The 23,122-nt window shown below is 66.2% G+C and carries 19 protein-coding genes and 2 tRNA genes; 9 read left to right on the top strand and 12 right to left on the bottom strand.

The annotated features are described in order from the left end of the window. Window positions 1-624: 624 nt before the first annotated feature. Window positions 625-1,161, top strand: coding sequence for a 5-formyltetrahydrofolate cyclo-ligase (locus tag LRA87_RS05270; protein WP_230629738.1), 537 nt, complete (start codon window positions 625-627; stop codon window positions 1,159-1,161). Continuing rightward, window positions 1,158-1,364 carry a DUF2842 domain-containing protein gene (locus LRA87_RS05265; protein ID WP_230629736.1) on the top strand — a complete coding sequence of 69 codons (207 nt, stop codon included), beginning with the start codon at window positions 1,158-1,160 and terminating at the stop codon, window positions 1,362-1,364. The genes LRA87_RS05270 and LRA87_RS05265 overlap by 4 nt, the downstream gene beginning before the upstream one ends. Before the next feature lie 21 nt (window positions 1,365-1,385). On the opposite strand, the gene LRA87_RS05260 is transcribed toward LRA87_RS05265, so the two are convergent. The 4 genes from LRA87_RS05260 to LRA87_RS05245 form a co-directional block, all read right to left on the bottom strand. Further along, window positions 1,386-1,462: transfer RNA gene (locus LRA87_RS05260), tRNA-Asp, on the bottom strand. A gap of 91 nt (window positions 1,463-1,553) precedes the next feature. Beyond that, window positions 1,554-1,630: transfer RNA gene (locus LRA87_RS05255), tRNA-Asp, on the bottom strand. A gap of 52 nt (window positions 1,631-1,682) precedes the next feature. Then, window positions 1,683-2,906, bottom strand: coding sequence for an AI-2E family transporter (locus LRA87_RS05250; RefSeq protein ID WP_230629734.1), 1,224 nt, complete (start codon window positions 2,904-2,906; stop codon window positions 1,683-1,685). A 50-nt stretch (window positions 2,907-2,956) separates the two neighbouring features. After that, window positions 2,957-4,726, bottom strand: coding sequence for a class I adenylate-forming enzyme family protein (locus LRA87_RS05245; protein ID WP_230629732.1), 1,770 nt, complete (start codon window positions 4,724-4,726; stop codon window positions 2,957-2,959). Between the two features lie 106 nt (window positions 4,727-4,832). Here LRA87_RS05245 and LRA87_RS05240 point away from each other — a divergent pair, with 106 nt between their 5' ends. The 5 genes from LRA87_RS05240 (at window position 4,833) to LRA87_RS05220 (ending at window position 11,393) form a co-directional block, all read left to right on the top strand. Then, on the top strand, window positions 4,833-6,053 hold the full coding sequence (locus LRA87_RS05240) for a serine hydrolase domain-containing protein (RefSeq protein WP_230629730.1): 1,221 nt from the start codon (window positions 4,833-4,835) through the stop codon (window positions 6,051-6,053). 31 nt (window positions 6,054-6,084) lie between these two features. After that, complete coding sequence (locus LRA87_RS05235; protein WP_230629729.1) at window positions 6,085-8,097, top strand: 3-hydroxyacyl-CoA dehydrogenase NAD-binding domain-containing protein; 2,013 nt, start codon at window positions 6,085-6,087, stop codon at window positions 8,095-8,097. Then, window positions 8,094-9,278 carry an acyl-CoA dehydrogenase family protein gene (locus LRA87_RS05230; RefSeq protein WP_230629728.1) on the top strand — a complete coding sequence of 395 codons (1,185 nt, stop codon included), beginning with the start codon at window positions 8,094-8,096 and terminating at the stop codon, window positions 9,276-9,278. The genes LRA87_RS05235 and LRA87_RS05230 overlap by 4 nt, the downstream gene beginning before the upstream one ends. 97 nt (window positions 9,279-9,375) lie before the next feature. Next, window positions 9,376-10,500, top strand: coding sequence for an acyl-CoA dehydrogenase family protein (locus LRA87_RS05225; protein WP_230629727.1), 1,125 nt, complete (start codon window positions 9,376-9,378; stop codon window positions 10,498-10,500). Continuing rightward, entirely contained in the window at window positions 10,500-11,393 is an 894-nt protein-coding gene (locus tag LRA87_RS05220; protein ID WP_230629725.1) for an acyl-CoA thioesterase, read from the top strand. Before LRA87_RS05225 ends, LRA87_RS05220 begins: the two co-directional genes overlap by 1 nt. A gap of 4 nt (window positions 11,394-11,397) precedes the next feature. Here LRA87_RS05220 and LRA87_RS05215 read toward each other — a convergent pair whose 3' ends face one another. The 6 genes from LRA87_RS05215 to LRA87_RS05190 all read right to left on the bottom strand — a co-directional run bounded on the left by LRA87_RS05215 (window position 11,398) and on the right by LRA87_RS05190 (window position 17,915). Continuing rightward, entirely contained in the window at window positions 11,398-12,558 is a 1,161-nt protein-coding gene (locus LRA87_RS05215; RefSeq protein ID WP_230629723.1) for an energy transducer TonB, read from the bottom strand. A gap of 40 nt (window positions 12,559-12,598) precedes the next feature. Next, a complete protein-coding gene (locus tag LRA87_RS05210; protein ID WP_230629720.1) occupies window positions 12,599-13,399 on the bottom strand; it encodes an SDR family NAD(P)-dependent oxidoreductase in 801 nt (266 codons plus the stop codon). Further along, window positions 13,399-14,163, bottom strand: a complete 765-nt coding sequence (locus tag LRA87_RS05205; RefSeq protein ID WP_230629718.1) for an SDR family oxidoreductase — start codon at window positions 14,161-14,163, stop codon at window positions 13,399-13,401. Before LRA87_RS05205 ends, LRA87_RS05210 begins: the two co-directional genes overlap by 1 nt. 22 nt (window positions 14,164-14,185) lie before the next feature. Beyond that, the gene (locus LRA87_RS05200; RefSeq protein ID WP_230629716.1) at window positions 14,186-15,229 is read right to left on the bottom strand and encodes a phosphotransferase family protein; all 1,044 of its coding nucleotides are present in this window, start codon (window positions 15,227-15,229) and stop codon (window positions 14,186-14,188) included. A gap of 172 nt (window positions 15,230-15,401) precedes the next feature. Further along, window positions 15,402-16,484, bottom strand: coding sequence for a Zn-dependent alcohol dehydrogenase (locus LRA87_RS05195; protein WP_230629714.1), 1,083 nt, complete (start codon window positions 16,482-16,484; stop codon window positions 15,402-15,404). 168 nt (window positions 16,485-16,652) lie between these two features. Then, entirely contained in the window at window positions 16,653-17,915 is a 1,263-nt protein-coding gene (locus tag LRA87_RS05190) for an acyl-CoA dehydrogenase family protein (RefSeq protein ID WP_230629712.1), read from the bottom strand. Between the two features lie 154 nt (window positions 17,916-18,069). On the opposite strand from LRA87_RS05190, the gene LRA87_RS05185 reads away from it, so the two are divergent. Next, on the top strand, window positions 18,070-19,329 hold the full coding sequence (locus tag LRA87_RS05185) for a TetR/AcrR family transcriptional regulator (RefSeq protein WP_230629710.1): 1,260 nt from the start codon (window positions 18,070-18,072) through the stop codon (window positions 19,327-19,329). 40 nt (window positions 19,330-19,369) lie between these two features. On the opposite strand, the gene LRA87_RS05180 is transcribed toward LRA87_RS05185, so the two are convergent. Both LRA87_RS05180 and LRA87_RS05175 read right to left on the bottom strand, forming a co-directional pair. Next, window positions 19,370-20,434 carry an acyl-CoA dehydrogenase family protein gene (locus LRA87_RS05180; protein ID WP_230629708.1) on the bottom strand — a complete coding sequence of 355 codons (1,065 nt, stop codon included), beginning with the start codon at window positions 20,432-20,434 and terminating at the stop codon, window positions 19,370-19,372. 97 nt (window positions 20,435-20,531) lie between these two features. Next, entirely contained in the window at window positions 20,532-21,740 is a 1,209-nt protein-coding gene (locus LRA87_RS05175; RefSeq protein ID WP_230629706.1) for an acyl-CoA dehydrogenase family protein, read from the bottom strand. A 158-nt stretch (window positions 21,741-21,898) separates the two neighbouring features. Between LRA87_RS05175 and LRA87_RS05170 the strand changes: the two genes are divergently transcribed. Further along, window positions 21,899-23,101: a TCR/Tet family MFS transporter gene (locus LRA87_RS05170; RefSeq protein ID WP_230629704.1), complete on the top strand. Its 1,203-nt coding sequence runs from the start codon at window positions 21,899-21,901 to the stop codon at window positions 23,099-23,101. The last annotated feature ends 21 nt before the right edge of the window (window positions 23,102-23,122 follow it).

The raw sequence follows: 23,122 nt of genomic DNA, 5'->3' as shown, positions 1-23,122 counted from the left end.
TACGTGAAGGACATATAGAGCGAGCTGACTTTAAACGATAATCCGACGCCTTGAAAACGCCAGACACCGCAAGCCGCCGCCCACATGTCCCTTCATCTTTACCTACAATGTCAAAGAGCCGACAAAAACACCGGCACAGCATCCCTACCCCTTTCTATCGGGGCGGTCAGCGCGCCAGGTCTGTTGTGACTGCCTCAGTCGCCGTGTCGGCCACCGCTGCGGTGACACCCATCTAGGTGGACCGCTAAACCCCGTCAACACCAAAATTACAGTTTTCTGTCGGAATGACCCAAATGACGCCGGAGGGGCGTTTGCAATGGCGTGGCGAGCCCGTGCGCTGCCGACCCCATCCCACCGACGTGCTATCGGTGGCCAGACGGCCGCGCTACCGCCCCATTGCCATGGGGGCCGGGACATACTAAATCTGGTGACGGCGGGTTCTGCCCGGTACGAGCCTTACTTTATCCCTGAGGCTATTCATCATCCAAGGGGGCTGTCCCTGCCCGGACCCTGGTCCGACGCACATGGTCCCCACCTGACGTTAACAGGCGTCGGCGGATACTTTGGCACACGGCCACGGCGGTCCCGCCACCCGCCCCTCCCTCTCGCACCCGATCTGGAGCGATGACCGACAAGCCCGCTCTCCGCGCCCGCCTGCGTGCTGCTCGCGACGGTTTCAGGCGGAATTGCGCGATCATGCCCCCGGACGACTTCACCAAGGCACTGGCCGGCCGGCCGGTCGTGGCAAGCTACGTGCCGATCGGCAGCGAAGCCGATCCCGCGCCGTTCGTGCTGGCGGCACGGAGGGCAGGCTGCACTATCGCCCTGCCCCATGTGACGAGCCGGCGCGAACCCTTCCGGTTTCTGGTGTGGGATAACGGAAGCCCGCTCACCGACGGCCCGTTCGGCCTTCGGCAGCCCCCTGCTCTTGCCCCCGAAGTAGAGCCTCGGATCATACTGACCCCGTTGCTCGGCTTCGATCGGCGTGGCAACCGGCTGGGACAAGGTGCCGGCCATTACGATCGTGCCTTCGCGGCCCATCCGCAGGCTTGGCGGATCGGCATCGCCTGGTCGGTGCAACAGGTGGATGCGCTGCATGCCGATCCGTGGGACGTACCCCTTCACGCCATCGCTACAGAATCAGACTGGATCGTCCCATGACCCCATCCTGGCGCAAGCCCGCCGGCACGTTTGCCATCATAGCGTTGATCGTGGTCTGGTGCGTCGCGATCGTCAGCGCGTCGGCGATCGTCGGCCTGTGGCCGTGGTGGCTGCAACTGCCGTTCTACCTGATCACCGGGATCATCTGGATCATGCCGCTGCGGCCGCTATTGCAGTGGATGGAGACCGGCCGCTGGCGCTGAGGAATACCGGTTGGCGACCGGTGGCGCGAGTGACGGGGCTCGAACCCGCGACCTCCGGCGTGACAGGCCGGCGCTCTAACCAACTGAGCTACACCCGCTGAAAGCGGTCGGAACGCGACCTTCGCCGATCCGGCGATGCGCTGTTCCCGCATGTTCCGATTAGCTTACCCCACTCTTCCGACAGGAGAGTGGCGCGAGTGACGGGGCTCGAACCCGCGACCTCCGGCGTGACAGGCCGGCGCTCTAACCAACTGAGCTACACCCGCTGAAAGCGTTGAGGCGCGCCAACTAGGCGAGGGCATCGGGGGTGTCAACGGCCTATTCGCCGTCACCGTCGTTTCGCCGCCGGCGCTCGCGTTCCTGCTGCACCAGCGTGCCGTGTTCGAACAGGAAACCGGCGATATCGGGCTTGCCCGCCGCCCCCAATATCGTCTGGATGATGATCAGCAACGGCACCGCCAGCAGTGCTCCCGCCGTCCCCCACACCCAGCCCCAGAAGCTGATGGATACGAGGATCATCAGCGGACTGATCGTCAGCCGGTGACCGACGACGAGCGGTGTGATCGCATTCGCCTCGACCAGATGGCAGCCGATCATCACCGCCGGCGGCAGCATGGCCACCCAGATATCGGTGAAGGTCATCATCCCGCCGATCGCGAGCAGGAACGCCGCTATGATCGGCCCGAAATAGGGGATGTAGTTGAGCAGGGCGACGATGCCGCCCCACATCAAAGGCGACGGCATGCCGATGAAATACAAGGCGCCCGCAACGATGCCGCCGAGCGTGAGGTTGATGAGCGTGATCGTGCCCAGATAGGCGGACACGTCGTCGACCACGTCCTGGATCACCCGTGCGGTCGCCATCGCGCCGTCGAAGCTGGTCCGCCCGGTGATCGTCTTCTTGCGCATGCCGGTCCAGCCGGACAGGAAGAAGAAGACAATCAGGATGCCGAAGAAGAACTGCACGATGACCGTCGGCGCCGATGTCGCCGCCAGCTCCAGGATCGAGCTGGGCGGCGCGACCGCGGCGGTCTGCGGCTGGCGCACGGGGGTGGAGGCGACCTGCCGGAACATCTTGTTCACCGACTTTTCCAGCGTCGAATAGAGGTCGAGCAACGGCGACAGGTTGTGCTGGATACGGCTGATCCTGCTGGGCAGTAGCTGGAAGAAATCCGTAGCCGGCACCACAATCGCGGCGATCGCGATGTTGGCGACGATGAGAAACACCAGAACACAGAACAAGGCCGCCAGCGCCGAGGGGATGCGGCGACGTTCCAGCCATTCGAGCACGGGCACCAGCGCGATCGCGATGACCAGCGCCGCGGTGAGCGGCATGAAGAATTCCGCGCCCGACTTCAGCGCGAACGGCGTACCGAGCGCCAGACCGATACCGGAGATCAGCGTGAAGGCGGCGAGCAACCGGTCGCGGCGCAACGCGATCCGCCCCAGTTCGGATCGCGTACCCGGCAGCAGCGGTGCGCCCAACGCCACCTGCTCTTCGGCGGTCATGCGGGAAGTGCTGGGATCGGGATCGTCGGCCATCCCCCTACCCTAGCGCATTTTCGCGGCTGGCCATCCCGCTTCTTGCGCGATCATGCGGTGATCGGCACGCGATCCACGAATAGCGCCTTCAACTCCTTCTTGAGGATCTTGCCATTGGCGTTGCGGGGCAGCGGTTCGGAAAGGAAGCGGATCGCGACCGGAACCTTGAAGCCCGCCAGCCGCTCGCGGACGAAAGCCTGCAATTCCGCCTCTGTCGCCCCGCATCCCGGACACAGGTGCACGATCGCCGCCGGCTCCTCGCCCAGCGTGCGATGCGGCACGCCGACGAGAGCGGCGTCGGTCACGGCCGGATGTGCGTAGAGGACGTTCTCCACCTCGATCGAATAGATGTTCTCGCCGCCGCGGATGACGATGTCCTTCGCCCGGTCGGCGATGAACAGAAAGCCCTCGTCGTCGATCCGCGCCAGATCGCCGGTCCGTACCCATCCGTCGATGAAGGTGGCCGCGGTCGCATCGGGCTTGTTCCAATAGCCCTTCACGATCATCGGCCCGCGCGCCCACAATTCGCCGATCGTGTTCGGCGGCAGCACCGTCGTGCCGTCCTTGCCCCGCACCTCGATATCCGCGGTGGCGACCGGCGCGCCGGCGCTGTCGGGGCGGTTGAGGTAATCCTCGCCGCCGTGCTGGGTCACCGTGGCGGTGGTTTCGGTCATGCCCCAGCCGTTACCCGGCAGCGCGCCGAATTCCTGGTGGATGCGGCGTACCAGCTCCGGGGCGGACGGCGCGCCGCCGTAGGCAATCGTGTCAAGCGACGAGAGATCGTATTTCGCGCGATCCGGATGTTCCAGCAACTGCCACGCGATCGTCGGCACGCCGCCCGTCATGTTGACGCGTTCACGCTCGATGATTTCCAGCGCGCGCGTCGCATCCCATTTGCGCAGGAAGACCATCGTCGAACCGCTCGCTATCGATCCCATCATGCCCGCCGAACAGGCGGTGACGTGGAACATCGGGATGACCGTGAGCGACACGCGCGGCGCTGGGTCGGGCGGCACTTCCCCGCGCCGGAGGAAGGCGCGCGCCGCGGTGTAGCCGCTCGACATGATGTTGGTCATGAAGTTGCGGTGCGATCCCAGCGCCCCCTTGGGCGCGCCGGTGGTGCCGCTGGTGTAGAAGATCGTCGCGGCATCGTCCGGCGCGACGGCGGCGGGCGGCAGCGGCACCTCGGCAAGGCTGGGCCAGTCGTGGGGCGTGCCGATCACCTCCTCCAGCCGCTGCGTTCCCTCGCCGAGCGGTGTGGTCGCGCGCGCGACGATCACATGGCCAAGATCGGGCAGCGTGGCGTACAGGCTTTCCAGCCGCCCGTGCCGCTCGCCATCGACGATCAGCACCCGCGCACCCGAATCGCGCAGGCCGTATTCGAGCTCAGCACCGGTCCACCACGCATTGAGCGGCACCATGATCGCGCCGATCGCCACGCCGGCGAAGAACGCGACCGACCATTCGGGCAGGTTGCGCATCGCCAGCGCCACGCGGTCGCCCTTGCCGATCCCCAGCGCCACCAGATGCGTGGCCAATGCCGCCGTCGCACGATAATGCGCCTCGTAGCTGACGCGTTCGTCCTCGTAGATCACGAACAGCCGATCGGCGTGACCGCGGCTCGCCTCCAGCAGATAGCGCATCGTCGGCGGGGCATTCTTCCACACGCGGGTCGGCACGCCGTCGATCACCGCCTCGTCCATCTCGAACTTGGCACCGGGTGCGGTCAGCAGCGCCTTCACCTCGGCAAGCGACATCGCCGGCCAGGATGGCGGCAGGTCTACGATCGGCTCGCTCGCCACGGCAGCTTCCTCTCTCATGTCGATGGCAGGTGCGATTCCTGCGTTTCGATGAAAGGTTACTGTTGATTCCGCCATCGCTCAAGGCAATAGGAAGAGAAAGTTAGAAACTGGGGTATGGCAGAGGATGGCGACGATCGTTGCGCAGGCGAACGGATTCGACAGTGGCAGGCTGGCGGCGATCGATGCGTTCCTGAAGGCGCGCTATCTCGACACCGGGCTGCTCCCCAACGCCCAGTTGCTGATCGCGCGCGATGGCGAGATCGCGCATTTCTCGCACCAGGGCAGCGCGCGAGAGGGCGGCGCGTCCGTCGGCGAGGAGTCGCTGTTCCGCATCGCATCGATGACCAAGCCGATCACCTCGATCGCGTTCATGATGCTGGTCGAGGAGGGCAAGGTCGCGGTCGATACGCCGGTCCACCACGTCCTGCCCGAGTTCAAGGGCCTCGGGGTCTACAATGGTGGCGGTGGCGGCGTGCCGTTCGTCACCCGCGCGACAGCCGAACCGATGCGGATGCTCGATCTGCTGCGGCATACCTCCGGCCTCACCTATGGCTTTCAGAACCGCTCCAACGTCGATGCCGCCTATCGCGAGTCGAAGATGGAAAGCTGGCACGGCAACCTCGACCTCGACGGCTTCGTCGCGGCACTGGGAAAACTGCCGCTGGAGTTCTCGCCGGGCGAAGGGTGGAATTATTCGGTATCGACCGATGTGCTCGGTGCTGTCGTCGAGCGGGTGTCGGGGCAGACGCTCGACGCGTTCTTCCACGATCGCATCTTCGCGCCGCTCGGTATGCATGACACCTTCTTCCAGGTGCCGGGCGACAAGCTCGATCGGCTGACCGACTGCTACACCCTCGTCGCAGGCAAGGGCCGCGTGATGTACGATCGCGGCGAGGCGAGCGCGTGGAGCCGGCGGCCGAAACTGCTGTCGGGTGGCGGCGGGCTGGTGTCGACCGCGCTCGATTATCACCGCTTTTGCCGGATGTGCGAGAGTGGCGGGACATTGGACGGCGTTCGCATCGTCGGGCGCAAGACGCTCGACCTGATGACGATGAACCATCTGCCCGGCGGCAAGGATCTCGCCAGCCTGTCGCGGTCGCTGTTCAGCGAGACGCAGAATGCCGGCACCGGTTTCGGCCTGGGGTTCGCGGTGACGCAGGATGTCGCGCGCACGATGATCCCCGGGTCGCCGGGCGAATATTATTGGGGCGGCATGTTTTCGACCGCCTTCTTCATCGATCCGGTCGAGCGATTGCACATGGTGTTCATGACGCAGCTCAGCCCGTCCGGGCTCTACCCGATCCGCCGCGAGTTGAAGACGATGATCTACGCCGCGCTGAATTGATTCCCTTCTCCTTCCGTCACCGGAGTTTCCCATGACCTCGCCGATCCGCACCGAACGCCATGACGACGTGCTCGTCATCATCTCCGACAATCCGCCGGTCAACGCGCTCGGCGCGGCGGTGCGGATCGGGCTGGAGGCGGCGATCAAGGAGGGCGTCGCCGATGATTCGATCGAGGCGATGGTGATCCGCTGCGATGGCCGCACCTTCTTCGCGGGCGCCGACATCACCGAATTCGGCAAGCCGATGATCGAACCCGGCCTGCCGACCGTCGTCGATCTGATCGAGGCATCGACCAAGCCGGTGGTGGCGGCGATCCACGGCACGGCGCTGGGCGGCGGCTGTGAAGTAGCGCTGGGGTGCCACTATCGCGTTGCGGTGCCTTCCGCCAAGATCGGGACGCCCGAGGTGAAGCTGGGCCTGTTGCCGGGCGCGGGTGGCACCCAGCGCATCCCGCGCATCGCTGGCGTGCGTATGGCGCTGGAGATGACCGCCAAGGGTGATCCGATCCCGGCGAAGAAGGCGCAGGAAGCCGGCTTGATCGACAAGATCGTCGGCGAGGACAGCCTGGAGGCGGATGCGATCGCGTTCGCCCGCGAGGTGAAGGCCAAGCGGCCGATCCCGCGCGCGTCGGAGAAGGAGGCCAAGGCCGACCCCGATGCGGTCGAGGCGTTCAAGACGGAGAATGGTCGCCGCTTCCTTGGCTTCGAAGCGCCCGCCGCCAACATCGCCTGCGTCGTCAAGGCGACCGAAACGTCGTTCGCCGAGGGCATCGCCTTCGAACGGCAGGAATTTATGAAGCTGATGATGGGGACGCAGTCCGCCGCGCAGCGCCACATCTTCTTCGCCGAGCGGCAGGCCGCCAAGATCGACGACGTTCCCGCCGATACGCAGCGCCGCGCGATCAACCGTGTCGGCGTGATCGGTGCCGGCACGATGGGCGGCGGTATCTCGATGAACTTCCTGTCGGCGGGCATCCCGGTGACGATCGTCGAGATGCAGGCCGACGCGCTGGAGCGCGGCACCGGCGTGATGCGCAAGAACTATGAGGCATCGGCGGCGAAGGGCCGGATGAAGCCCGAACAGGTCGAGGCGGCGATGGGCGCGCTGACGCCGACGCTGAACTTCGACGATCTGGCGCAATGCGACCTGATCATCGAGGCGGTGTATGAGAATATGGACGTGAAGAAGGAGATCTTCACGAAGCTGGACGGCATCGCAAAGCCCGGCGCGATCCTGGCGTCCAATACCTCCTACCTCAACATCGACGAGATCGCCGCCTGCACCGGCCGCCCGCAGGACGTGGTCGGCATGCACTTCTTCTCGCCCGCCAACGTGATGAAATTGCTGGAGGTCGTGCGCGGGGCGAAGACCGCGCCGGACGTGCTGGCGACGGTCATGGACCTCGCCAAAAAGATCAAGAAGGTCGCGGTGGTCGCCGGCGTCACCTATGGCTTCATTGGCAATCGCATGCTGATGCCGCGGCAGGTGGAGGCGAACAAGCTGCTGCTGGAGGGTGCGACACCGGAACAGATCGACCGCGTCCACGTCGCGTTCGGCATGCCGATGGGGCCGTTCCAGATGGCCGACCTGGCAGGCGTCGACATCGGCTGGCACCGCGACCCGAACCGGATCGAGAACGTGCGCGACGCGCTCGCCGCCGAGGGCCGCTGGGGGCAGAAGAAACAGGCGGGCTTCTACGACTATGACGCAAAACGGAACCCCACCCCCTCCCCTCGCGTCGCCGAGATCATCGCGGAATGGCGCGAGAAGACCGGCACGCCGCAGCATGACGTCACCGACGAGGAGATCGTCGAGCGGACGCTGTACACGATGGTCAACGAGGGCGCGCTGATCCTCGAAGAGGGTATGGCGCAGCGCGCCTCCGACGTCGATGTGGTCTGGATCTACGGCTACGGCTGGCCGGTCTATCGCGGCGGGCCGATGTTCTGGGCGAAGAGCGAAGGTTACGACAAGGTCGCCGCCGGGCTAGAGAAGCACGGCTTCACCGTCGCCAACAGCCTGAAGTCGGGAGCGATCAAGTGAGCGGCCTCGACACCTTCCGCGCCGACACCCGCGTTTGGCTGGCGGAGAATTGCCCGCCCGAGATGCGCGAGCCGGTGCGCTCCGACGCCGATATCTGCTGGGGCGGCCGCCACTTCGCACCCTCCAGCCCGGCGCAAAAGGACTGGCTCGACCGCATGGCGGCGCGTGGCTGGACCGTGCCGGACTGGCCGAAGGAATATGGTGGTGGCGGGCTGTCAGCGGCGGAGACCAAGGTCCTGCGCGAGGAAATGGCAGCGATCCGTGCGCGCAATCCGCTCAACTCGTTCGGCATTTCGATGCTAGGGCCGGCGCTGCTCAAGTACGGCACCGAGGAACAGAAGCTCGAACATCTGCCCAGGATCGCCCGCGGCGAAATCCGCTGGTGCCAGGGCTATTCCGAACCCAATGCCGGGTCGGACCTCGCCGGGCTCGCTGCATCGGCGGAGGACGGCGGCGACCATTATATCGTCAACGGGCAGAAGGTGTGGACCAGCTACGCGGACAAGGCCGACTGGATCTTCTGCCTCGTCCGCACCAGCAAGGCATCGAAACAGGGCGGGATCAGCTTCGTGCTGTTCGACATGGAATCGCCGGGCGTCTCGACCAAGCCGATCCTGCTGATCAGCGGCTATTCGCCGTTCTGCGAGACCTTCATGGACAATGTGAAGGTGCCCAAGGCCAATCGCATCCATGACGAGAACAAGGGCTGGGACGTCGCCAAATATCTGCTCGGCCATGAGCGCGAGATGATCAGCGGCATGGGCCTGGGCGGTGGTGGCCGCAATCCGCTGATCGAGGGGGCGATCGCGACGGTCGGGCTCGATCACGACGGGCGGCTGGCGGACCCCGTGCTGCGCACGCAGATCGCGCTGTTCGAGGTGCGGGCGAAGGCGTTCGCGGCGATGTCCGAACGCTTCATCGACGAGCTGAAGGCGGGCCGCGCGCATCCCGCGCAGCCGAGCATGATGAAGTACGTCGGGACCGAGCTGAACAAGGATCGCCACGAACTGATGATGGCGGCGGGCGGATCGGACGCGCTGGAATGGGAGAGCGAGCGGTCGAACACCGGCGCCGCCCCGCGCGCGTGGCTGCGGACCAAGGCGAATTCGATCGAGGGCGGCACGTCGGAGGTGCAGCTCAACATCATCGCCAAGCGCATCCTGGAACTGCCGGGGGCGTGACCGAGCGTGCTCCTGCGCACGCAGGAGCACAGAGCAATAGAGCGGAACGCCTGGAACCCTGGGTTCCGGCTTCCGCCGGAACACGGATAATGCCACGATGCCTCTCTACCTCAACGCAGAACAGACGATGCTTCGCGATACCGCGAAGGACTTCGTCGCCGAACATGCCCCCGTGTCGCACCTCCGCGCGCTCCGCGATGCGAACGACGCGACCGGGTTCAGCCGCGACCTGTGGAAGCAGTTTGCGGAGATGGGCCTGAACGGCATTCTCATCCCCGAGGCGCAGGGCGGCCTCGGCCTCGGCCATGTCGAGGCGGGCGTGGTGCTGGAGGAGATCGGCCGCAACCTGTCGCCATCCCCCTTCCTCACTACCGCGGTCGCGGCGGTCGAGGCGCTGAAGGGATCGGCGCAGGCGGACCGCTGGTTCCCTGGCATCGTCGCCGGCGAAACAGTGGCGGCGCTGGCAATCGACGAGGGTGCCAAGCATCGCGACGCGGTGGCGCTGAAGGCCGAGCGCTCGGGCAACGGCTTCCGCCTGACCGGGGCCAAGCGGTTCGTCACGCACGGCCATGCCGCCGACCTGCTGATCGTCGCCGCGCGTACTGCCGGATCGCCCGACGATGCCGAGGGCGTGACGCTGTTCGCCGTCCCCCGCGACGCCGCCGGCCTCACCGCCTCGCCCGAGCGACTGGCGGATTCCAGCCTCGCCGCCCGCATGGCGTTCGAGGGTGTCGAAGTCGATGCCGACGCGGTGATCGGCGAAGTCGACGCCGGCCGCGATCCGCTCGGCCGCTTGCTCCGTGCGGGCCGCACCGGCGCGGCGGCCGAACTGCTCGGCGTCGGCGGCGGCGCGATGGACATGACCGTCGGCTATTTGAAGGAACGCAAGCAGTTCGGCGTGGCGATCGGCAGCTTCCAGGCGTTGCAGCACCGCGCCGCGCACCTCTACAGCGAGATGGAGATCGCGCGCGCCGCGGTGCTCAAGGCGCAGCAGTTGCTCGATACCGGCATGGATGCGGACGATGCCGTGTCGATCGCCAAGGCGATCACCGGCATGGCGACGACGCTGTCGGTGCAGGAAGGCATCCAGATGCATGGCGGCATCGGCATGACCGACGAATATGACATCGGCTTCTATATGAAGCGCGCGCGCGTGCTGGCCGAGATGTTCGGCGACGTCGGCTTCCACGCCGACCGACTGGCGCGCGCGGCGGGGTATTGATGGCGGAGTTCATCGAACGAACGCCCGAACAGCTCGCGGCGATGCTCGTCACGTTACTGGACGTGGAGGAAATCGACGTCGACCTGTATCGGGGGTCGCGCCAGCCGGGCGGTCGCGGCCGGGTGTTCGGCGGACAGGTGATCGCGCAGGCGTTGCAGGCGGCGCAGCGATCGGTCGAGGGCAAGGACGCGCATTCGCTCCACGCCTATTTCATGCGGCCGGGCGACGAGAATTTCCCGATCGTCTATCAGGTCACCCGCGATTTTGAGGGCAAGAGCTTTGCCACCCGGCGGGTGGTCGCGATGCAGCAGGGTCAGCCGATCCTGACCATGGCCGCGTCCTTCCAGACGCCGGAAGAGGGTCTGCATCATCAGGACACGATGCCCGATGTGCCCGGCCCCGACACGCTGAAGTCCGAGCGCGAACTGCGGCAGGCGATCGCGCATCAGGTGCCGGAGCGATTCCGCGACTTCTTCACCCGTCGGCAAACCGCGATCGAGATGCGCCCGCTCCATCCGCGCAGCTGGTTCGCCCCGGAGAAGCGTCCCCCAAAGAATGCCGCTTGGTTCCGCACCGCCGCATCGATCGGCGACGACCCCGCGGTCCATCGTGCCGCACTCGCCTATGCATCCGACATGGCGTTGCTGGCGACGTCGATGATGCCACACGGCGTCAACTGGTTGATGCCCGAGATGCAGACGGCGAGCCTCGACCACGCGCTATGGATCCACGAGCCGTTCCGCGCCGACGACTGGCTGCTCTACACCACCGATAGCCCGTGGGCCGGTCATGCGCGGGGGATGAACCGCGGTAGCATCTTCAGTGCCGACGGGCGGCTTGTGGCGAGCGTCGCCCAGGAAGGATTGATCCGGCGCCGCCCGCCCAAAGCGTGATGCCTCAGTCGACCACCGCTTCGGGCACGACCGGGGCGCCGGGCTTGCGCATCACATAGCGGACCCGGTCGACGCAGCCGGTATAGCCGGTGCCGCCCTTCCGGAAGCTGGCCGAGCGTATCATCGCCGCCGCGGCATCGCCGAATTCGGACGTCGGTTCCGATTGCAGCACCCGCACGTTGCCGGTCTGCCCCCAGGGCGCGACGTCGTACGTGACCATGGCCCACCCCTCGATACTGCGACGCCGATAGGCAGCGGGATAGGTCAAGACCGGTGGGCGGTCCCATCCATGCTCCCGCGGGCAGGTGGAGCCGGCAGAGCGGACCGCGTCTTCCTGAGGCGGGACCGGCGCCGGCAGGATCGTGCCGTTCTTGTGATAGGGGTAGAAACAGCCGACCCGCACGCCGGGTACGAACCGCGACTTCGCCACCGCTTCGCGCGCCGTCCGGTCCAGCGCCGCCGTGCCGGTTCCTGCCAGCGTCCGGAGGTTGCGCGGCTTGCCGCCACGATCGAGGTCGTAGCCGGTCATGCTCCATGTCGCGTAACCTGGCTGTTCGGGCAGCGTCCCGAACGCCGGAAAGCCGCGCAGCAGGACGTCCGGCGATGGATTGGTGCACGTGCTGCCCGCGGGCGTAATCCGCTGCCAGACCGTTTTCGGCGGCGGCGTCGTGGGGAACACGGCATAGGCCATCAGCTCCGCAATCGGCGCCCCGGCAATCGACACTGCGTCGACGACGAACGTCGCCGTGCACCCGCTCCGCTCCCCGCCGGTCGCGAAGCGACTCGCCGCAAGCGCCGGGGCGACGTCCTCTGCGTCGGGGACATACTCGAACTCCGACGCCATCCGGCGACGGATCGACAGCGGCCGGCCGCTGGCATCGATCCGGAATTCCAGCGTCAGGGGGCGACGGGGTTCGGACCGGCTCCAGGTCAGGAAACGCCGGGCGTCGGGTTCCCGCACGATGGCCTGCACGGTGCCGCCCGGGCCATCGGACCGTTCGCAGAACACCGGACGCATTACCCAGCGCCCCAATTGCTGTTGCGGAGGTTCGAGGGTCACGGCGTGCGGTCCCGGCTCCCGCTTGTACATCACTACCGGCGGCGGCGGCGGCGACGTCTGCTGCACGATTGCTGCGGTGATCGCGGCGGCGAGGAGGATAACCATGACGGCATCCTGTCCCACGCCGATGACGCTAGCAAGTCACTCAGACGGCCGTTCTGCCGTAATCCTGTCGCGTGACCGGATGGCTGGACGACAGGCCGCCGTCGACCGCGATCGCCTGTCCATTGACGTAGCTCGCGTCGTCGGAGGCGAGGAACAGCGCCACCCTGGCCAGCTCCTCCGGCTGCGCGCCACGGTGCAGCGGGTTGAGGCGGCCGAGCCGGTCCATCTTGCCGGCATCGCGGGCGTAGTCGAAGGTCGGTTTGGTCATACCGGTTTCGGTCAGGCCGGGGCAGATCGCGTTGACGCGGACATTGCTGCCGGACAGTTGCTGCGCCGCTACGGCGGCGAGGTTGATGACGCCCGCTTTCGATGCCGAATAGGCAGGCGAACCCGCACCGGAACGGATGCCGGCGACGCTGGCGGTAAGGACGATCGCTCCCGCTCCCCGCTCGGCGATACGTGGCGCAGCGTGCTTGATCGCGAGAAACGGGCCGATCAGATTGACGCGGAGTACGTCGGTGATGAGCGCGACGTCGGTGTCGAAGATGTTGGCCATGCCACCGGATATGCCGGCGTTGGCGAACATCACGTCGAGCCCGCCGAACCGGTCGCAGGCGAGCGCGACGGTGCGGACGACATCCTCCTCGACGCCGGCGTCGATGCGGATGGCGTGGGCGATGCCGCCGGCTGCCGCGATCATCGCGGCGGTGTCGTCGGCGCCTTCGGTCTTGTCGGCGACGATGACGCGGCCACCCTCGGCGGCGAAAAGGAGAGCTGCGGCGCGACCGATGCCGCTGCCGGCGCCGGTGACGACGATCGATCTGCCGGTGAAGCGGGCCATCAGATCGTAACCCCGCCGTCGACGACCATCGCCTGTCCGGTCATGTAGCGGCTTGCATCGGAGGCGAGATAGACGACCGCGCCGGCGATATCGATCGGATCGCCCAGCCGGCGCAGCGGCGTGTGCCTGCTCGATCGCGTCTCCGCCTCCGGCGTGTCCCAGAGCGCACGGGCGAAGTCCGTCTTGATCAGCCCCGGCGCGATGCAGTTCACGCGAACGTTGTCGGGGCCGTATTCGACCGCATAGTTGCGCGCGAGCTGGAAGTCCGCCGCCTTGGACACGTTATAGGCCCCGATCACGTCGGAGCCGCGCAGGCCGCCGATCGAGCTGACGATGATCACCGATCCGTCGCGGCGTTCGCGCATTTCGGGCACGACCATCTGGATCAGCCAGTGGTTGGAGAGAATGTTGTTGTCGAGGATTTTGCGGAACTGGTCGTCGGCAATGCCCTCCAGCGGGCCGTAATAGGGATTGGAGGCGGCATTGCAGACGAGGACGTCGATGCGGCCGAACTGGCGGCGGGTCTCGTCGACAAGATGCCGAAGCGCGTCTTTAGACGAGATGCCGGCGGCAACCGCGATCGCCCTGCCCTCACCGAATTCGGCGTTGATCGCGGCGGCTACCGCGTCGCACGCGTCCTGCTTGCGGCTACTGATGACAACCCGCGCACCGGCGCGGGCGAGTTCGAACGCACTGGCCTTGCCGATGCCGCGTGAGGAGCCGGTGATGACGGCGACTTTGCCGGTGAGATCGAAGAGTGACATGCAACCCTTTCCGATAGAATGATCAAGCCCCCGCCGCCTGCGCGAAGTGCCAGCTGGCGGCGGCAAGACGGTGGACCTGTGCGGCCGACCGTTCGGCCTGCGCGCTGGATGCGGTGCCGTCGACGATCCGCTTCTTGATGCCCTGGACGATGCCGGCAAGACGGAAGAGATTGTAGGCGAAATACCAGTTCAGGTCGGGAACGCCGTCGCGCTGCGTCCGCGCGCAGTAACGGGTCGTCATGTCCTCGATCGTCGGGATACCGGTTTCCGGACCGGTGCGTCCCTTCACGCCCGATCGCCCCTCGGGTTCGGTGACCCAGCTCATCAGGAAATAGCTGAAGTCCGCCAACGGATCGCCCAGCGTCGACAGCTCCCAGTCGAGCACCGCAACGACGCGCGGTTCGGCGGCGGCGAAGATCATGTTGTCGATGCGATAATCGCCGTGGACGATCGACGTGCGCGTCTGTTCGGGGATGGTGTGCGGCAGGAATGCAATGAGGCTCTCCACCTCGGGCATGTGTTCGGTTTCGCTGGCGCGGTATTGTTTGGTCCAGCGTTCGACCTGACGTGCGAAATAATTTCCCGGCTTGCCGTAATCGCCGAGACCGGCGGCAACGTGATCGGTGCTGTGAAGGTCGGCGAGCGTGTCGACCATGGCATTATAGATGCCGGTGCGCTGATCGGGCGTGTAGTCGGGCAATGTGCCGTCCCACAGGTTACGGCCATCGGCGAGGCCCATGACGTAGAACATCGCGCCGATGACGCTGTCGTCGGTGCACAGGCCGTAGGGTCTGGCGACCGGGAAACCGGTGGGGTGGAGACCGGCGATCAGCCGGTATTCACGATCGACCGCGTGGGCGGAGGGGAGCAGCGGCCCAAACGGCTTGCGACGCAGAACGTAGGCGCCGGACGGGCTGTCGATGCGATAGGTCGGGTTGGACTGGCCACCAGCGAACTTGGCGTAGGTGAGCGGCCCGGTAAAGCCGGCGACGTTCGCCTCCATCCATACAATGAGGTTCGCTTCGTTCAGGCGATCCTTGTCCGCGACGGGGATGGTGTCGGTCATGCTCTCACCGCTCATGGGTTGCTGGTCGTGCACGGTGCCCAACCTCCCCCGTCGCCCCGGACGTGTTCCGGGGTCCACTCTGCGGCGAAGCACAGGCTTTGCGCCTCAAGTCCTGCCGTTGCGGCACGGTAGCCGCCGGAACACGTCCGGCGTGACGGGTGGAAAAACTGCCTCATTCGAACACGATCACGCTGCGGGTGGCGTCACCCTTGCGGAGTTCGTCGAAGGCGTGGCTGATCCGCTCCAGCGGCATGCGGTCGGCGATGATCGTGTCGAGGTCGAGCTGGCCACGCATATAGAAATCGACCAGTCGCGGGATATCGACCGGAAAGCGGTTGCTGCCCATCAATCCGCCTTGCAGCTTTTTGCCCGACAGAAGGTCGATCGCCGATAACCCGACTTTTTCGTTGGGCGGGAGCATGCCGAGGATCGTGGCGGTGCCGCCGCGGCGCAGGACCTTCACTGCGGTGGCGGCGCTCTGCGGGCGGCCAACCGCCTCGATCGCGTGATGGACGCCGCCCCTGGTGATCTCGACCACCTCGTCGGCGGCGGTAGGCGACATCGCATCGATGCTGTGGGTGGCGCCGAGCTTTTCCGCGAGCGCACGCTTTTCGGGTACGGGGTCGAGCGCGATGATCTTGCCGGCACCGGCGATCCTGGCGGCGTTGACCGCGGCGAGGCCGATGCCGCCGCAGCCGACCACGCAGACGGTCTCACCCGGCGTCACGTCGGTGGTGTTGAACACCGCGCCTGCGCCCGTAGTAACTGCGCAGCCGATCAGTGCGGCGCGGTCCATCGGCATCTCCGGGTCGATTGCGACGCAGGCATGTTCGTGGACCAGCATCATCTCGGCATAGGCGGACAGGTTGAGCATCTGTGCGACCGGCTGGTCGCCGAGCATCAGGCGCGGCGGTGCCCCCTTTGGACGGCGGACGCCGGCGTCGACGCACAGGAACATCCGCCCGGTGACGCAGAATTCGCACTGGCCGCAGAACGCGCTGAGGCAGGTGACGACGTGGTCGCCGACCTTCACCGTGCGGACCTCGCTGCCGATCGCCTCGACCACGCCCGCAGCCTCATGGCCGGGAATGGTGGGGAGCGCGTGCGGGTAGATGCCGTCGACGAAATGCAGGTCGGACCGGCACACGCCGACCGCGACGGTGCGGATCAGCACTTCGTGCGGGGCGGGGTTCGAGACGGTAACGTCCTCGATCGTCAGCGGCTGTTTGGGTTCGAAGAGGATGGCGGCTTTCATGCATCGAGCCTTCTTGGTTGTGCGTCCGTTTTACCCCGTCATCCCGGCGAATGCCGGGACCCATGGATGCGAGCGGTCAAAGGGTGTGCGCCTACGCCGGCGTATCGGGTCCATGGGTCCCGGCGTTCGCCGGGATGACGGACAGAGATATTCGGGCCGTCGCCAACATCACCGCACCGGGCGGTCCGCAGCGTATTCGCCGTATTTGCCGAATTCGGCGCGGGCGATGGCGCGGTTGTGGACCTCGTCGGGGCCGTCGGCGAAACGGAGGGTGCGGAGGGCGGCCCATGCGTGGGCGAGATGGAAATCCTGGCTGACGCCGCCACCGCCGTGCGCCTGAATCGCATCGTCGAGAATCTGGAGCGCCATCGTCGGTGCGGCGACCTTGACCATCGCGATTTCGAGCTGGGCCGATTTGTTGCCCGCCTTGTCCATCATGTCCGCCGCCTTGAGGCACAGAAGGCGGGTCATTTCGATGTCGATACGGGCCTTTGCAATGCGTTGTTCCCATACCGAATGATCGGCGATACGCTTGCCGAAGGCGACGCGCGACAGCAGTCGCTTCGCCATCGCCTCGATCCCGGTCTCCGCCACGCCGATCGTCCGCATGCAGTGATGGATGCGGCCCGGCCCAAGGCGCCCCTGAGCGATCTCGAACCCCCTGCCCTCGCCGAGCAGCACGTTCTCGACCGGCACGCGGACGTCCTTCATCACCACTTCGCCATGACCGTGCGGCGCGTGGTCGTAGCCGTAGACGGTCAGCATGCGCTCGATCGTGACGCCCGGCGCATCCATCGGCACCAGGATCATGCTCTGCTGCGCATGGCGCTTCGCCGCGGTATCGGTCTTGCCCATGACGATCGCGACCTTGCAGCGCGGGTCGCCGACGCCCGACGACCACCATTTGCGACCGTTGATGACGTAATGGTCACCGTCGCGGACCATCGAGGTTTCGATGTTGGTCGCGTCGGACGAGGCGACTGCGGGCTCGGTCATGAGGAATGCCGAGCGGATTGCCCCGCGCATCAGCGGCCCGAGCCATTGCTCCTTCTGTTCGCGGGTGCCGTAGCGGTGGAACACCTCCATGTTGCCGGTGTCGGGCGCAGAGCAGTTGAACACCTCCGACGCCCAGCCGATCTTGCCCATTTCCTCCGCGCACAGGGCGTATTCGAGGTTGGTGAGCTGCGTGCCCTCGAATTCGAACGTATCGTCGACATGCGTCTGGCCGGAGTTCGGCGGCATGAAGAAATTCCACAGGCCGGCGGCCTTCGCCTTATCCTTGCATGCTTCGATGACCGGGATCACCTTCCAGCGTTCGCCCTCATGCTCCTGCGCGTCGTGTTCGGGCATGCGCGGCCGGATTTCCTGGTCGATGAAGCTGCGCACCCGATCGCGGAAATAGGTTTCGCGCTCACTGAGGGTGAAGTCCATGTGGCTCTCTCCAAACGTCTTTGGCGAGGGTCTAGGCCGTACCGTACATTCGGTAAAGTGGTCGCGAGCGCCAGTGCGGCGCTTTTTCACGCCTGATCGTACCGCAGCAGAAAAAACACTGTTTCTTCGAAAGCGCAGTGGATAGACTGGCGGGATGGACCAGACGGGGGCGGACGCCAGCGACGCGATCGGCGGAGAGGAACAGGGGACGAAGCGCTTCCGTGCGAAGCGCGACGCGATCCTGTCCGCCGCTGCGGAGGCGATCAACGAGCAGAGCGCGAAGGGCATGACCTTTGCCGACGTGGCGCGGCGGGTAGGGCTGAACACCACCAGCGTCACCTATTATTTCAAGCGCAAGGAAGATCTGGCGGCGGCGGCGTTCGAGCATACGCTCGACCAGCTGCTGGCGATGATCGACGAGGCGATGACGGAAGGGGGCCCGCGCGAACGCGTTCGCCGCTACCTGAGCCTCAACATGGATCGGCTGGCGCGGGTGCAGCGCGGCGAGGATCGCGCGATGGCGGTGCTGTCGGACCTGCGGGCGACCGAAGAGCCCAACCGTACCCGACTGATGAATCGCTGGCGCGAGGTGTTCCGGCGGACGCGCGCGTTGTGGGGTACTCCGGCGAACCGGGCGCAGACGGATCTGTTCGGCGCGCGGGCGCACGTGCTGCTCGAGAATACCTTCTGGCTGACGGCGTGGCTCAACCGGTACGAGCCGGACCAATATGCCCGCGTCGAGGCGCGGCTGATGGACGTATTCGACCATGGCGTCGCGGGGCCTGATGCGCGCTGGGCGCCGACGTTGGTCGATCTGGAGCATGAGGAGACCGAGCCGGGGCGTGCCGCATTCCTGCTGGCGGCAACGCGGCTGATCAACGAACTGGGCTATCGCGGCGCATCGGTGCAGCGGATCGCGGCGGAGCTGAACGTCACCAAGGGGAGCTTCTACCACCATCTGGATGCGAAGGACGATCTGGTGATCGCCTGCTACCGGCGCAGTTTCGACACGATCACCGATGCGCAGCGGCTCGCGGACGAAGCGGGTGGATCGTATTGGGATCGCCTGTCGAGCACGATCGCGACCCTGCTCGACGTGCAGTTCACCGAACGCGCACCGTTGCTGCGCACGACCGCCCTGTCGGGGCTGCCGCCGATGGTGCGATCGGCGATGGTCGATCGGTCGAACCGGATCGCGCGGCGGTTTGCGGGGACGATGATGGACGGGATCGCCGAAGGATCGATCCGGGCGGTCGATGCCCTGGTGGCGGCGCAGGCGCTGATGGCGTTGCAGAATGCGGCGTTCGACATGCGAAAATGGGCGGCGGCAATGCCGCGCGACCGGGCGATCGCCATGTATGCCTCGACGTTGCTGTTCGGATTGTTCGACGATCGGGCTTTGCGGGAGGCTTGATCCTTCGACGCGTGAATCCAGCGTCGTCTCTGCGTGCCGATCAGTAGCCGTTCAAACGGGCGAAGCGTTCGCGGTGGAAGGCGGCGTTGCCCCACATCGCTTCCAGAACCGCGGCGCGCTTCATGTAGAAGCCGGCATCGTGTTCGTCGGTCATGCCGATACCGCCGTGGAGCTGGATCATCTCGCGGCTGACCAGCTTCAGCGTGTCGCCAGCGGTCGCCTTGGCGAGGCTGACCGCCTGATCGGTGTCGGATCGACCGGAATCGATCGCCTCCAGCGCGCCTTCGACGACGGATCGCATCAATTCGAGTTCGGTCAGCATCCTGGCCATGCGGTGCTGCAATGCCTGAAACGTACTGAGCGGCTGGCCGAACTGGACGCGGGTCTTGAGATAGTCGTTGGTGGTCGCGAACGCCTGTTCGGCGAGGCCGAGCATCTCGGCGGTGATGAGCGCGGTGGCGCGATCGACGACCTTCGCCGTCAGGTCCGGGCCGCCGAGAGGGACCGCGGGCGCGTCGTCGAAGCGGACCTCGGCATGGCTGCGCGCGTCGGCCATGCGGCGTGGCGAGCGGGTGACGCCTTCATCACCAGCGACCAGATAGAGGCCGTCGGTGGCGGCCACGATGAAGACGGTGGCACTGTCGCCCTCGGCGACGAAAGCCTTGGTACCGGTGATACGGTCGCCCACGACCGCGGTAGCGACCGGGCCGCCGTGGATCGGCCCCTCGTCGACCGCCAGCGTGGCGACGACATCGCCCGAGGCGATGCGGGCGAGCCATTCCGACTTCGCCGCGTCGTTCTCACCCAGCGCGATCGCCGTGGCGGCCGGGCCGGTCGAGGCGAGCGGACTGGCTGCAAGGTTGCGGCCGAGCTGTTCGACGACCATCCCGAGCGACAGATAGCCCAGCGCCGAACCGCCATGCTCTTCGGGAATGACGATGCCGCCCCAGCCCATCTGGCCAATCTCGTTCCAGGCGGCGGGGTCATATCCTTCGGCAGGCGCGGCATTGCGCAGCTTGCGAAAGGCGGTGACGGGGGACTCATTGTCCGCCCATTCGCGCGCCATGTCGCGGAGCATCGTCTGTTCTTCGGTGAGGACGGCCATGTCGGTGTTCCTGCAAAATTGGCGGGCAAAATTTGGCGGGAGGTGTCGGCTCGCGCCGCCCTCCCGCTCCTCTCCAACTCGTGTTCGGCAGCGACGCTTACTGGTGGTCGAGCATGCCGAGAATGCGTTTGGCGACGATGTTGTTCTGGATCTCGGACGAGCCGCCGTAGATCGACACCGCCTTCCCCCACAGCCATGTGCGGGTCTGGGCAAGTTCGGCCTCGGTGAAGCCCTCGCCGTCCCAGCCGAGGCCGTTCATACCCATGATCTCGATGCCGAGTTCGGCGCGATCCTGCGTCACGCGGGCGCCGACGTTCTTCATGATCGAGGTTGCGGCGGACGGCCCGGAATTGGATTTCGCCTCCAGCGCAGCACGACGCAACGTGAGCATGAAGGCGCGCGTGTCCATCTCGTGCCGAACGAGGCGCATACGCAGGTCGGCGTCGGACAGGCGACCCTCTGAGTCGGTGCCGCGATAATCCTTGGCCACCTGCGACAGCGGCTTGCCCGCCAGCAGGCGTCCTGCCGAACCGCCGCCTCCCGACAGGCTGGATCGTTCGTGCTGGAGCAGGCGCTTGCCGATCGTCCATCCCTCGCCTTCACGCCCGACCAGATTGGTCTTGGGCACCTTCACGTCGCTGAAGAACGTCTCGCAGAAGGGCGACGCACCGGAGATCAGCCGGATCGGCTTCACCTCGACACCCGGTGAATCCATGTCGATCAGAAGGAAGCTGATGCCTTCATGCTTCTTCGTCTTGTCGGTGCGCACCAGCGCGAAGCATTTGTCCGCCCATTGGCCGCCGCTGGTCCACGTCTTCTGCCCGTTGACGAGATAATGATCGCCCTTGTCCTCGGCGAACATCTGCAAGGCGGCGAGGTCGGAGCCGGCGCCGGGTTCGGAATAGCCCTGACACCAGCGCACCTGATTGCGCGCGATCGCGGGGATATGCTCCTGCTTCTGCTCCTCGGTGCCATATTCCAGCAAGGTGGGGCCGAACATCATGACGCCCATGCCGCCGATCGGATTGGATGCACCGATGCGTGCCATCTCATCCTGCAGCACCCGCGCCTCGGCCCGCGACAGGCCACCGCCACCATAGGCCCTGGGCCAGGTGGGAACGCCCCAGCCCTTCTCGCCCATGGCGCTGGTCCATGCCGCCTCGTCCGGCGTCGGATCATGCGGACCTTCCAGCGCTGAAAGGCCGGCATCCCGATGCGCGAGGCTCTTGGGGAAATTCGCCGCCAGCCATTCGCGCGCCTGTTCGCGGAACGTCGCCAGCGGTTCGAGTTCGGCGGCGGTAGCCATCGGACGTCTCCTGTGACCCGAATCTGAAGATCGGGTATGTCGAGCGGAGCCATGCCATGAAAGATCGCGCGTGCAAAGCCCCGCCATTGGCTTCGCACCGTCGATCGGGCAGAACGGCGCCGGGCCCGGGGGATCAGGCCCCGGGGGGACGAGAGCGCATGCGGTTCGAACACAGGGCAGTGCCGATGGCACTGGCTGCCGTGCTGATCGATACGATCGGATTCGGCATCGTCGCGCCGGTATTCCCGGCGCTGTTGACCAGCCTTGGCCAGACGGACATCGAACATGCGACCCGGACTGCTGGCTGGATGCTGGTCGTCTACGCCGCCGCGCAGTTCGTCGCCGGGCCGGTGCTCGGCAATCTGTCCGACCGGTTCGGGCGACGGCCGGTACTGATCGCGTCGATGCTGAGCTTCGGGATCGATTATGCGGTCATGGCGATGGCACCGAGCGTCGCCTGGCTGTTCGTCGGGCGCGCCGTCGCCGGAGTGGCAGGCGCAGTCTACGGTCCCGCGGGGTCGGTGATCGCCGACGTCACGCCACCGGAAAAGCGGGGCGCGACATTTGCGTTGATCGGCGCAGCCTTCGGTCTGGGCTTCATCATCGGCCCTGCGCTGGGCGGGCTGTTTTCGTTATGGGGGCCGCGTGCGCCGTTCCTCGCGGCAGCGGCGCTGGCGCTGATCAACGCATCGGTGATGCTGGTTGCGATGCCGGAAACGCTCGCACCAGAACACCGCCGCCCATTCCGGCTGCGCGATGCGCATGTCGTCGGTGCATTCAAGCCGCTGTTCCGCGCAGGAAACGCCGCACCGCTGCTGATCGCGGTGTTCCTGTGGCAGCTGGCGCACATGGTCTATCCGGCGACATGGAGCTTCTGGGCGACGGCGCGATTCGGCTGGGATGCGAAGGCGATCGGCTGGTCCCTCGCCTTCGTCGGACTGGTGTCGACGATCGTGCAGGGCGGACTGACCGGACGGGCGATCGCGCGGTTCGGCGAGCGGCGGGCGTTGCTGATCGGACTGATTGCGGGCGGCTGTTCGTTCCTGGCCTTTGCCGCGGTGACGGCGAGCTGGCAGATCTATGTCCTGTTTTGCACCAGTGCATTGTCCGGCTTTGCGATGCCCGCGATGCAGGGGCTGTTGTCGCGCATGGTCGATGCGAGCCGGCAGGGCCAGTTGCAGGGCGGGCTGGGATCGATGGGCAGCGTGTCGGCGATCATCGCGCCGCTGCTGCTGACGCAGGTGCTGGCATGGGGGATCGACCATGATTTTCCCGGCGCGTCGTTCGTGATCGCCGGCGTGCTGGGCCTTGCCGCCGCGGCCATCGTCGTGGCGCGGGTGCGGGTGGCGGCCGCGGCGTGACTTTCGAAGATTGCGTATGGC

This window comes from Sphingomonas sp. Leaf37, from assembly GCF_920939475.1.
GTDB lineage: Bacteria > Pseudomonadota > Alphaproteobacteria > Sphingomonadales > Sphingomonadaceae > Sphingomonas.
Note: the sequence above shows the minus strand (reverse complement) of the source record. Positions and strands in the feature narration are given on the sequence as shown.